10 protein-coding genes are annotated in these 11,214 nt (G+C 70.0%); 8 read left to right on the forward strand and 2 right to left on the reverse strand.

From position 1 onward, the window contains the following. Positions 1 to 17 precede the first annotated feature (17 nt). Genes dnaK through ACZ4TO_RS24515 form a run of 4 tightly spaced genes read left to right on the forward strand, consistent with a single transcriptional unit; the run spans position 18 to position 4,199 of the window. Entirely contained in the window at positions 18 to 1,862 is a 1,845-nt protein-coding gene (gene dnaK, locus ACZ4TO_RS24500; RefSeq protein ID WP_382783692.1) for a molecular chaperone DnaK, read from the forward strand. Further along, a complete protein-coding gene (gene grpE, locus ACZ4TO_RS24505) occupies positions 1,859 to 2,518 on the forward strand; it encodes a nucleotide exchange factor GrpE (protein ID WP_382783695.1) in 660 nt (219 codons plus the stop codon). Before dnaK ends, grpE begins: the two co-directional genes overlap by 4 nt. 33 nt (positions 2,519 to 2,551) lie before the next feature. Further along, complete coding sequence (gene dnaJ, locus ACZ4TO_RS24510) at positions 2,552 to 3,739, forward strand: molecular chaperone DnaJ (RefSeq protein WP_382783698.1); 1,188 nt, start codon at positions 2,552 to 2,554, stop codon at positions 3,737 to 3,739. A 7-nt stretch (positions 3,740 to 3,746) separates the two neighbouring features. Next, the gene (locus ACZ4TO_RS24515; protein WP_382783701.1) at positions 3,747 to 4,199 is read left to right on the forward strand and encodes a heat shock protein transcriptional repressor HspR; all 453 of its coding nucleotides are present in this window, start codon (positions 3,747 to 3,749) and stop codon (positions 4,197 to 4,199) included. A 71-nt stretch (positions 4,200 to 4,270) separates the two neighbouring features. Here the strand turns inward: ACZ4TO_RS24515 and ACZ4TO_RS24520 are convergent, their stop codons facing one another. Further along, on the reverse strand, positions 4,271 to 5,944 hold the full coding sequence (locus ACZ4TO_RS24520) for a PA14 domain-containing protein (RefSeq protein ID WP_468025205.1): 1,674 nt from the start codon (positions 5,942 to 5,944) through the stop codon (positions 4,271 to 4,273). 322 nt (positions 5,945 to 6,266) lie between these two features. On the opposite strand from ACZ4TO_RS24520, the gene ACZ4TO_RS24525 reads away from it, so the two are divergent. Continuing rightward, entirely contained in the window at positions 6,267 to 7,349 is a 1,083-nt protein-coding gene (locus tag ACZ4TO_RS24525) for a sugar ABC transporter substrate-binding protein (RefSeq protein WP_468025206.1), read from the forward strand. 719 nt (positions 7,350 to 8,068) lie between these two features. Next, positions 8,069 to 9,136 (forward strand): helix-turn-helix transcriptional regulator, encoded by a 1,068-nt coding sequence (locus ACZ4TO_RS24530; RefSeq protein ID WP_382783709.1) that lies wholly within the window; start codon positions 8,069 to 8,071, stop codon positions 9,134 to 9,136. Between the two features lie 68 nt (positions 9,137 to 9,204). Here the strand turns inward: ACZ4TO_RS24530 and ACZ4TO_RS24535 are convergent, their stop codons facing one another. After that, positions 9,205 to 10,197, reverse strand: coding sequence for a helix-turn-helix transcriptional regulator (locus ACZ4TO_RS24535; protein WP_382783712.1), 993 nt, complete (start codon positions 10,195 to 10,197; stop codon positions 9,205 to 9,207). 266 nt (positions 10,198 to 10,463) lie between these two features. Between ACZ4TO_RS24535 and ACZ4TO_RS24540 the strand changes: the two genes are divergently transcribed. Continuing rightward, positions 10,464 to 10,676 carry a hypothetical protein gene (locus ACZ4TO_RS24540; protein ID WP_382783714.1) on the forward strand — a complete coding sequence of 71 codons (213 nt, stop codon included), beginning with the start codon at positions 10,464 to 10,466 and terminating at the stop codon, positions 10,674 to 10,676. Beyond that, positions 10,673 to 11,008 carry a Rieske (2Fe-2S) protein gene (locus ACZ4TO_RS24545; RefSeq protein ID WP_037614653.1) on the forward strand — a complete coding sequence of 112 codons (336 nt, stop codon included), beginning with the start codon at positions 10,673 to 10,675 and terminating at the stop codon, positions 11,006 to 11,008. Before ACZ4TO_RS24540 ends, ACZ4TO_RS24545 begins: the two co-directional genes overlap by 4 nt. The last annotated feature ends 206 nt before the right edge of the window (positions 11,009 to 11,214 follow it).

Raw genomic sequence — 11,214 nt, forward strand, 5'->3', positions numbered from 1 at the left:
TTGCTGGAGGAATCGAAATGGCACGTGCGGTCGGCATCGACCTGGGCACGACTAACTCCGTCGTCAGCGTTCTCGAAGGCGGCGAGCCCACCGTCATCACCAACGCCGAAGGCGCCAGGACCACGCCGTCCGTCGTCGCCTTCGCGAAGAACGGCGAGGTGCTCGTCGGCGAGGTCGCCAAGCGCCAGGCGGTCACCAACGTTGACCGGACCATCCGTTCGGTGAAGCGTCACATGGGCACCGACTGGAAGATCGAGCTCGACGGCAAGAGCTTCAACCCGCAGCAGATGAGCGCCTTCATCCTGCAGAAGCTGAAGCGCGACGCCGAGGCGTACCTGGGCGAGAAGGTGGCCGACGCGGTCATCACCGTCCCGGCGTACTTCAACGACTCCGAGCGCCAGGCGACGAAGGAAGCCGGCGAGATCGCCGGTCTCAACGTCCTTCGTATCGTCAACGAGCCCACCGCGGCCGCGCTCGCGTACGGCCTCGACAAGGACGACCAGACGATCCTCGTCTTCGACCTCGGTGGCGGCACCTTCGACGTGTCCCTCCTGGAGATCGGTGACGGCGTCGTCGAGGTGAAGGCCACCAACGGTGACAACCACCTCGGTGGTGACGACTGGGACCAGCGCGTCGTCGACTACCTGGTGCAGCAGTTCCGCTCCGGCCACGGCGTGGACCTCGCCAAGGACAAGATGGCGCTCCAGCGTCTGCGCGAGGCCGCCGAGAAGGCCAAGATCGAGCTGTCCTCGTCCACCGAGACCTCGATCAACCTGCCCTACATCACGGCTTCCGCCGAGGGCCCGCTGCACCTGGACGAGAAGCTCACGCGCGCCCAGTTCCAGCAGCTCACCGCCGACCTGCTCGAGCGCTGCAAGACGCCGTTCCACAACGTCATCAAGGACGCGGGCATCCAGCTCTCCGAGATCGACCACGTCGTTCTCGTCGGCGGCTCCACCCGTATGCCCGCCGTCGCCGAGCTCGTCAAGGAGCTGACCGGCGGCAACGAGGCCAACAAGGGTGTGAACCCGGACGAGGTCGTCGCCATCGGCGCCGCGCTCCAGGCCGGTGTCCTCAAGGGTGAGGTCAAGGACGTCCTGCTCCTCGACGTGACCCCGCTGTCCCTCGGCATCGAGACCAAGGGCGGCATCATGACGAAGCTCATCGAGCGGAACACGACGATCCCGACCAAGCGGTCCGAGATCTTCACCACCGCCGAGGACAACCAGCCCTCCGTTCAGATCCAGGTCTACCAGGGCGAGCGCGAGATCGCGGCGTACAACAAGAAGCTCGGCATGTTCGAGCTGACGGGTCTGCCGCCGGCCCCGCGCGGTGTCCCGCAGATCGAGGTCGCCTTCGACATCGACGCCAACGGCATCATGCACGTGACCGCGAAGGACCTCGGCACGGGCAAGGAGCAGAAGATGACCGTCACCGGCGGCTCCTCGCTGCCGAAGGACGAGGTCGACCGCATGCGCCAGGAGGCCGAGAAGTACGCGGAGGAGGACCACGCCCGCCGCGAGGCCGCCGAGACCCGCAACCAGGGCGAGCAGCTCGTCTACCAGACCGAGAAGTTCCTCAAGGACAACGAGGACAAGGTCCCCGGCGAGATCAAGACCGAGGTCGAGGCCTCCGTCGAGGAGCTGAAGGCCGCGCTCAAGGGCGAGGACATCGCCGAGATCCGCACCGCCACCGAGAAGGTCGCCGCGGTCTCGCAGAAGCTCGGCCAGGCCATGTACGCCGACGCCCAGGCCTCCCAGGCCGCGGGTGGCGACGCCCACGGCGCCGAGGCCCCGAAGGCCGACGACGACGTCGTCGACGCCGAGATCGTCGACGAGGACCGCCGGGACGGTGCCGCGTGACGGAGGAGACCCCGGGCTTCGAAGAGCAGCCCGACGTCCCTTCCGGCGCCACCTCTGACGACGCCGAGCCGCAGACCGCCACCCCCTCTGCGGAGGGGGCGGCGGCCCCGGACGGGGACGCAGCAGCACAGTTGACCGGCCTGACGGCACAGTTGGACCAGGCGCGCATGGCTCTGTCCGAGCGCACCGCGGACCTCCAGCGCCTCCAGGCCGAGTTCCAGAACTACCGCCGCCGTGTCGAGCGCGACCGGATCGCGGTCAGGGAGGTCGCCGTGGCGAGCCTCCTGACCGAACTCCTGCCCGTGCTCGACGACATCGGCCGCGCGCGGGATCACGGGGAGCTCGTCGGCGGATTCAAGTCCGTCGCCGAATCGCTGGAGACCGTCGCGGCGAAGATGGGGCTCCAGCAGTTCGGCAAGGAGGGCGAGCCCTTCGACCCGACGATCCACGAGGCCCTGATGCACTCGTACGCGCCGGACGTCACGGAGACGACGTGCGTGGCGATTCTGCAGCCGGGGTATCGCTTCGGCGAGCGCACCATCCGCCCCGCGCGGGTGGCCGTCGCCGAACCGCAGCCCGGGGCGCAGCCGGTCAAGGCCGAGGACTCGGCCGAGGCGGCGGAGGACAAGGAGAGCGGTGGCCCGGACGAGGGCTGAGCTTGAACGGACGAGGAAGGAGGGACGTCGGGGATGAGCACCAAGGACTTCATCGAGAAGGACTTCTACAAGGTCCTCGGCGTCCCCAAGGACGCCACCGAGGCCGAGATCAAGAAGGCGTACCGGAAGCTCGCCCGCGAGTTCCACCCGGACGCCAACAAGGGCAACGCCAAGGCCGAGGAGCGCTTCAAGGAGATCTCCGAGGCGAACGACGTGCTCGGCGACCCCAAGAAGCGCAAGGAGTACGACGAGGCACGCGCCCTCTTCGGCAACGGTGGCTTCCGGCCGGGGCCCGGCGCGGGCGGCGGCAACTTCAACTTCGACCTGGGCGACCTCTTCGGAGGGGGCGCCCCGGGTCAGGGAGCGGGAGGGGCCGGCGGCTTCGGCGGTGGCATAGGTGACGTCTTCGGGGGCCTGTTCAACCGCGGCGGCGCCACCACGGGCACGCGGACGCAGCCCCGGCGCGGCCAGGACATCGACACCGAGGTCACCCTCTCCTTCACGGAGGCGGTGGACGGCGCGACCGTTCCGCTGCGGATGACCTCGCAGGCGGCCTGCAAGGCCTGTTCGGGCACCGGCGACAAGAACGGCACACCGCGTGTGTGCCCGACCTGTGTCGGCACCGGGCAGGTGGCGCGGGGCTCGGGCGGCGGGTTCTCGCTCACGGACCCGTGCCCGGACTGCAAGGGCCGCGGCCTCATCGCCGAGCACCCCTGCATGGAGTGCGCGGGCAGCGGGCGGGCCAAGTCGTCCCGCACGATGCAGGTCCGCATCCCCGCGGGCGTCAGCGACAACCAGCGGATCCGGCTGCGGGGCAAGGGCGCTCCCGGTGAGCGCGGCGGCCCGGCCGGCGACCTGTACGTCACCGTCCACGTGGACGCGCACCCGGTCTTCGGCCGCAAGGACGACAACCTCACCGTCACCGTGCCCGTCACCTTCGCGGAGGCGGCGCTGGGCGGCGAGGTGAAGGTGCCGACGCTGGGCGGCCCGCCGGTGACGCTGAAGCTGCCGCCGGGCACCCCCAACGGGCGCACGATGCGCGCCCGGGGCAGGGGCGCGGTCCGCAAGGACGGCACGCGGGGCGACCTCCTCGTCACCGTCGAGGTGACGGTCCCCCAGGACCTGTCCGGCAAGGCTCGTGACGCGCTGGAGGCGTATCGCGAGGCGACCGCGGGTGAGGATCCGCGGGCGGAGCTGTTCCAGGCCGCGAAGGGAGCATGACGGAGCCATGGACACGACCGGTCGTCGACGCAACCCCTATGAACTGACCGAGGAGACCCCGGTCTACGTCATCTCGGTGGCGGCCCAGCTCTCCGGACTGCACCCGCAGACCCTGCGTCAGTACGACCGGCTCGGTCTGGTCTCCCCCGACCGCACCGCCGGCCGGGGCCGGCGCTACTCGGCCCGCGACATCGAACTGCTGCGGACCGTGCAGCAGTTGTCGCAGGACGAGGGCATCAACCTCGCCGGCATCAAGCGCATCATCGAACTGGAGAACCAGGTGGCCGCGCTCCAGTCCCGCGTGGCGGAGCTGGAGTCGGCCCTGGACGGCGCGGCGGTGGCCATGCAGCAGCGCGAGGCCGCGGTGCACGCGTCCTACCGCCGTGACCTGGTCCCGTACCAGGAGGTCCAGCAGACGAGCGCCCTGGTGGTCTGGCGCCCCAAGCGGACGTCCGACTGACCTCCACGCTCGGCCGAAGGGGCCCCACGGTTCACCTGAACCGTGGGGCCCCTTCGTGTGCCGTCAGGCGGTCAGCGGTTGACCATGACCTCGACGGAGGCGGCGTTCTCGCCCTTGCGGCCGTAGGCGTCCACGGCGCGTACGGAGACCGTGCAGGGGCCCGTGTACTGCGGGGTCCAGGAGACGGTGTCCGACGCGGTGAACTGTGTGCCGCTGAAGCCGCAGGCGCCGGAGACGTCCCACGCGTACCCCTTCAGCAGCCGTGCCTCGTCGCCCGTCCCGGGGCGCACCCCGACACTGATGGGGAAGCGGGTGCCGCCTTCGGAGAGCACGGTCAGCCGCGGCGCGGCGGGACCGGTGGCGGTGGCCGGCGTCAGACGGTCGACGGTGGTCTGCGCCGAGGGGTTCGACTCGGCTCCTCCGTTGTCGACCGAGGCGACGTAGTAGTACGCGGTGCCCTTCGGGGCGGAGGTGTCGTCGTAGGAGACGGCCGTCGCCCCGGCGCTGCCCACCAGGATCCAGGCGCCCTGCGCGGACGTGCGGCGGTAGACGTGGAATCCGGTGACCATCGCGTCGGGGTCCTGCGCCGGGGTCCAGGACACGCGGGTCGAGGCGTCGGCGGGCGTGCCCAGGACCGAGGCCGGCGCGGGCGCCGTGGACTCCTCCGGGCGCATGAGCGTCAGGCTGTCGGAGACGGGGGAGACGTTCCCGGCGCCGTCGACGGCCTGGACGGTGTACCGGTAGTCGGTCCCCACCTGCGCGATCCGGTCCGTGTAGGAGGTCCCGAACACGATCTCCGGCCCGTCGGGGTCGCTCTGCCCGGTCGGCGCGGCCCACACCTCGTAGTGGTCGACGTCCGCTGAGGAGGCCTGCCAGGTCAGGGTGTTGCCCGCGGTGGTGCCCCGGCCCGACAGACCGGTGACGCGCGCCGGGGCCGTCCGGTCGGTGGTGGTCACCGGGCGGTCCGTGGTGCCGGAGGACTCGTTGCCCGCCTTGTCGTAGGCGCGGACCTCGTAGTAGTAGGTGGCGCCGGTCGCGGGGAGGGAGGTGTCGGTGTACGACGTGGTGGTCGTCGTGGTGGTGCGCAGGGTCCAGGTGGTGCTGCCCTTGAGGCGGCGGTAGACGCGGTAGCCGGCGAGGTCCATCTCCTGGTTCTTGGACCAGGAGACCTTGGCCCGGCCGGTCGCGGTGTCGTACGACGCCGAGGAACCCGCGGGGACGAGTGGCTTGGTTTTGTCGGTACCGGCCGAAGTGACGGGTTTGTAGGCGAAAGTGACGTTCGCCTTGCCTGTCCAGTTGACGAAATCGACGCGCAGTGTGTGTTTTCCGGACGGAATGGTCAGGCTGACCGTTTTTGACTGTGTGGCCGATACGTTCTTCCAGAGGTCGACTTTGCGTATGTCGTCCAGATAGACCCGAATTCCGTCCTGGGTGGTGACGGGCAGGGTGAAGGGGCCGCCCGAGCCGAAGTCGCGGGTCACCGTCCAGCGGACGCCGAAGTTGTCGGCGGGAAGTCCGGACGCGGGCGCGCCGGAGCCCCAGTTCTGGTCGATCGCCGTATCGCAGTCCGTCTTCTTCGGTGTGCCCGAGAAGGTGGTGTTCGCGTAGAAATGCCGCTTATAGACGGGCGATGTGCAGTTGGTCACTGCGGAGGCGGCCGGGCCGGCTGCGGTGAGCAGGCCGCCCGCGGTGGCGAGCACGAGGGCCGAGGAGACGGCGCCCTTCGTGACAGGGGCTCTGTGCATGTGTTCCTTCAGGTCTGCCGATCGTCAACGGCGGTTAAAAACCGTCGACGATCACGACTCCTGTGAACGGAACTTGGTTGTACCTGTGAATGACAGAAGGTGAAGCTGAGGGGATCGGTCAGTGGATGGGCGTAGTCTTTTCCCGTCGCGTTCACTTGTGGAACACGAAACGCCGTTGCCATCTCGTTAAGTGGTTACTCCTTGACGCTGAGGTGATCGCCGCGTTGGCTTTCAGCCACCTGGGTCGCAATGCTGCAACCTCGCCCGGAAGGCACCTGATGTGAAGACTCGTAACACCGGCCTCCGCCGTACCGTCATAGCGGTGGCCTCGTCGGCCACCGCCCTCACCCTTGCCGGATGCGGCGTGGCCGGCTTCGGCGGGGGCAGTAGCTCGGCCAGCGCCACGAAGGGCGACGACATCACGGTCGGCCTGCTCCTTCCGGAGAAGGCGAACACCCGTTACGAGAAGTTCGACTACCCGATCATCCGGGAGCAGGTGCAGAAGCTCACCGAGAAGAAGGGTGACGTCCTGTACCTGAACGCGGAGCAGGACGCCGCGAAGCAGCTCCGCCAGATGCAGCAGATGATCGACGACAAGGTCGACGTCATCCTCGTGGACGCGGTCGACTCGGTGACGATCGCCAAGGGCGTGCGCAAGGCCAAGGAGGCCGGGATCCCGGTCATCGCCTACGACCGCCTGGCACAGGGCCCGATCGACGCGTACATCTCCTTCGACAACGAGCTGGTCGGCGAGACCCAGGGCAAGGCCCTCGTCGCCGCGCTGGGCTCCAACTCGGCCTCGAAGAAGATCATCATGATGAACGGCTCGCTGACCGACCCGAACGCCGCGCAGTTCAAGTCGGGTGCCAAGTCCGAGCTCGAGGACAAGGTGATCATCGCGGCCCAGTACGACACCAAGGACTGGAACCCGGTCAACGCCAAGGCCAACATGGAGAAGTCCATCCAGTCCGTCGGCCTGAGCAACATCGCCGGTGTCTACGCCGCCAACGACGGCATCGCGGGCGCGGTCATCGACGCGTTCAAGGCCGCGGGCGTCAGCAAGGTGCCGCCGGTCACCGGCCAGGACTCCGAGCTCATCGCCGTGCAGCGGATCATCAAGGGCGACCAGTACATGAGCGTGTACAAGTCGTACCCGCAGGAGGCCAACGCGGCCGCCGAGATGGCCGTCGCCCGGGTCCAGGGCCGCTCGATCGAGTTCGACGCGCTCACCCGCGACAAGGTCAGCAGCCCCACGAACAAGGACATCCCGTCCCAGCTCGTGCCCGTCGTGGCGCTCACCAAGGACAACATCGAGGACACGGTCGTCCAGGACGGCATCTACCCCGTCGCCAAGATCTGCACGGCGCCCTACAAGTCGCTCTGCGGTTCGCTCGGCATCAAGTAGGACGCACCAAGCAGGACGCCCCGCCCGGCCGTCTCGGCACCGAGACGGCCGGGCGAGGACCAGCACGGTTCCGGCCCCGCCGCGGACGAGCGCCCCCAGCGCCACCCCGCCCGGGGCCGTTCCGCTGTCCCGGCTCGGGAATCCCCCTCAGGAGCGCCGCGCCTCCGTAGGAGCGCTGTACGGCCTTCTGCGCGCCCGAGCGCCCGCGCCTGCCCACTCCGGCGCCTCGCGCCCCTCGCGGCGCCCCTCCGCGGCTGTGCGCCCCCTCCGGCATGATCCCCTCGCCTCCGTCGCCGGGCATCCGCGACGGGCGCCGATCGACCCGATCCACAGGGTGTGTGAACTTTCCGGTACCGCAGGTGGGGGAAGCTCAGGTTCCGGTTCTGTGTGTGGGGTCGCGCGGGTGAAAGCCGCGGTGGTACGGCTGATCGTTTCAAGTCTCCTTGCCGTGAACCGAGTTGGGTTCTCCGGGGGAGGAGGTGGGGTGTCGGCGCCGCGGTTCGGGAAGGGCTTCCGGAGGGCGGGCGGCCGGTGCCTTCAGCTTGTTGCAAGGGCCCCGGCGGAGGTCCGGATTTATGCGGGCGAGCCGGGGCGAACGGGCGCTCCTCGGCCGCGCAGCCTTGTTGCGATGCAGGACGCGTCCGCGCATAGTTGCGCTGCGGAGGACGCCCTGACGCGGGGCTCACGCCAGGGGTTGGAGCTGGAGCCAGGGGTGGGAGATGGCCGGGCACGGGACGGACAGGCATCCGCACGGCGCTGACCGGCTGTGCGACGCGGGCGACCGGGTGTACTCCCGGGCCGTGCGGCGGGGCCGGGTGCCCCGCGAGGACGCCGAGTCGGTGCCCTGCCTGCTGGAACTGGCGCTGCTGCACCCCGATCCGGACGACATGGGCTGGCTGGTGCCGACCTCGCCCCAGGAGGTCATGAACCGGCTCCTGCGCGGTGTGTACGAGGAAGTCAGCGCGAGCCAGGCCCGGGTGGGCGACGCGGTGTCGGCCTTCGAGTGGTACGCGGGGCTCGGCGGCCGGGTACGGGCACCGGCCGAAGGTGTGGCGATCCGGGTCCTCGACGGGCTGCCGCGGATCCACGCGGCCATGGACAAGGCCACCGAGGAGTGCACCCGCGAGGTCCTGACCGTGCAGCCGGGCGGCATCCGGCGCGAGGACGAACTCGTCGAAGGACTGCACCGGGCGCAGGAGATGCGCCGGCGCGGGGTGCGGATGCGCGACCTGTACACCCACGTGGCCCGGCACGGCCAAGGCCTGCTGAACTACATGGAGTTGATGGGCGACGCCGCCGAGGCCCGTACCCTCGACGAGGTCGTGGAGCGGCTCATCCTCTTCGACCGAACGGTCGCGTTCATCCCCGCCAACCCGGACCGCACGATCGCGCTGGAGCTGCGCCACCCGGCGCTGGTGGACTACCTGGTGACGGTCTTCGAGCGGCTGTGGCGCCTGGCGATCCCGCTGACCTCGCCCATGCCGTCGACGGGCATCGAGGGCATCACCCACCGGGAGCGCTCCATCGCGGCGCTGCTGGCCGAGGGGCATCAGGACGCGGTGGTCGCGGAGCGCCTGGGCATCAGCGTGCGGACCTGCCGGGCGCACATCGCCCGGCTGTCGGAGACGCTGGGCGCGGCGAGCCGGACGCAGTTGGGCGTGCGGATCGCCCAGGCGGGTCTGGACGGGCCGCAGCGTTCCCCCGGACCCGAACCGGTGGCCGTCGCCGAGGCCGCCGCCCCGAAGGCCCCCGCCGTGCCCGACCGCGGTTCCCCGACCGGCCGTTGAGGGCCACGGTCAGGGAACGGCCACCACAGCCCGGCCGGCCCCGTCGGACGCCCTGCCGCCGGCCGGGGTCACTCCCCTCCCTCGGGCTGGTCCAGGAGCCCCGACTGCGCGATCAGGAAGCCGAGTTGGGCCCGGCTCCCGCTGCCGAGGGCGGAGGCCAGCTTGGCGATGTGGGCGCGGCAGGTGCGGACGTTCATGCCGAGGCGGCGGGCGATGGCCTCGTCGACGTGCCCCTCGATGAGCAGTTTCGCGATCGAACGCTGGACGCCGGTGATGCCGTTGGGCCCGACGTCGTTCGGGACGTCCTCGGTCAGCGGGACCGCCCGCTGCCAGAGCTGCTCGAAGACCTTGCTCAGGTACAGCACCAGCCCGGGGTGGCGGAGTTCGAGGGCGACCCGCCGGTCGTCGCTGGCCGGGATGAAGGCGACGGTCCGGTCGATGACGATCAGCCGCTCGATGAGTTCCTCCAGGGTGCGGACCTGGATCCTGCCCCCGGATATGCGCTCCACGTACGCGAGCGTCCCCTGGCTGTGCCGCGCGGTGTGCTGGTAGAGCGTGCGGATGCGCACCCCGCGGTCGGTCAGCGGCCGGTCGCGCTCCAGTGCCTGCATCAGCGCGTCGGCGGGCCGGCCGCCGCCCGGCTGGATCGTCAGCATCTCCGTCTGGCACTCGGCGGTGGCCGAATTGAGTGCCGCGTTGATGCGGTCGAATCCCTCCAGGACGGTGATGGCGTGGATACTCGCGGTGCTCTGCGTGCTGATCGCGATGAACGGGTCGAAGGAGTCGGTCAGTTCGATCGCGAGCCGGCGGCGTTCCTGGATCTCCCGTTCCAGGGGCTGCAGGCGCTGGGCGAGCGCGACCGACGGCGGGACGGGGCGCAGCCACTTCTCGTCGTCGGGGTCGGGATGAAGCAGCGCGAACTCCAAGAGGCAAGGGGCTGTTTCCACTTCGACCCGCGTGATGCGGCCGGAGTGCAACGCACTGGCGTAAAGGCGTGTTCCTTCGTCACACAACGTGGTGACAGCGTGGGGATGTGTCGGTTGTGAGTTGTTTGTGGGCAAATCTCCACCCCCCAGGGTCCTGAACGTGCAGGAACATGATGCATCGCTGCTGTGGCATTGACGTGCCTGAATGAGCCATCGTCTTGTGACGACGGGGGAGAAGATTCCATCAAGTGAGGACGAAGCCGACTATGCGAGCGAGATTGCTTGGTTCAGTGCTTGCCGCAGTCTTCTCTGTCGCTGTGGCGTCCGGCTCCCTGGGAGCCTCGGGTCTTGATGCCGGGGGTGCCCGGACCTGGGCCGGCCCGGACAGCGGTTGGACCAGCGTGAAGGCGACCATGGCGGACAGCGGCTGGACCGCCGCCGAGGCCGTGCCGGGCGACAGCGGCTGGACCGACATCGAGGCCGCGGCGCTCCCGGGCGACAGCGGCTGGGACAGCGTGAAACTGACCCCGGCGGACAGTGGCTGGAACAGTGCCGAGGCCACGGCTCTGGGCGACAGCGGCTGGACGATCATCTCCGCGAGCGCAGAAGCATGAGCATTCCTCCCGACGACCGCTCCTTCCGCCGGGAGATGGCCACGGCCTACCGGTCCGGCTGGCACTTCATCGACCTGGTCACCGCCATCCCCTACAGCGGCGACTCGCTGATGGTGACCGTCTTCGGAGAGCCCGTCGTCGTCACCCGCGACGACGACGAGGACGTACGGGCCTACCGGTGTCTGCGGCGGCCTCGGGGGGCGCCGCAGCCCGTCCGGTGCGCCATCCGGTATGGAATGATCTTCGTCAACCTCGATCAGCGTGACCACCAGCTCACCGGACCCGACGTCCCGGACGTCGAGACCATCGCAGCCACCCCCCGCAGTGCCTGACGCGATTCCCCCGTCGTAGTAGATCGCGCAGGTACTTCCCCCCGCAGCGGGGGGGGGGGGGGGGGGGGGGGGGGGGGGGGGGGGGGGGGGGGGGGGGGGGGGGGGGGGGGGGGGGGGGGGGGGTGGGGGGGGGGTGGGGGGGGGGGGGGGGGGGGGGGGGGGTGGGGGGGGGGGGGGGGAGGGGGGGGTGGGGGGGGGGGCGGTTA

It is taken from the genome of Streptomyces sp. NPDC028298, assembly GCF_055565895.1.